Origin of the sequence: Pseudoalteromonas luteoviolacea (genome assembly GCF_001696455.1) — a bacterium.
GTDB classification, from domain to species: Bacteria; Pseudomonadota; Gammaproteobacteria; order Enterobacterales; family Alteromonadaceae; genus Pseudoalteromonas; species Pseudoalteromonas luteoviolacea_C.
On record NZ_MAUJ01000082.1, the window covers coordinates 1 to 212 of the forward strand.

At 52.4% G+C, this 212-nt stretch carries 1 rRNA gene; it reads right to left on the reverse strand.

The features are described from left to right. Positions 1-212, reverse strand: a 23S ribosomal RNA gene (locus A7985_RS25600); the annotation flags it as partial.

Here is a 212-nt window from a genome sequence, read left to right on the forward strand (position 1 = left end):
CCTTCGTGCTCCTCCGTTACTCTTTGGGAGGAGACCGCCCCAGTCAAACTACCCACCAGGCACTGTCCTCAACCCCGATTAGGGGCCTAAGTTAGAACATCAACACTACAAGGGTGGTATTTCAAGGTCGGCTCCACACAATCTAGCGACTGTGCTTCAAAGCCTCCCACCTATCCTACACATGTAGGGTCAATGTTCAGTGCCAAGCTGTA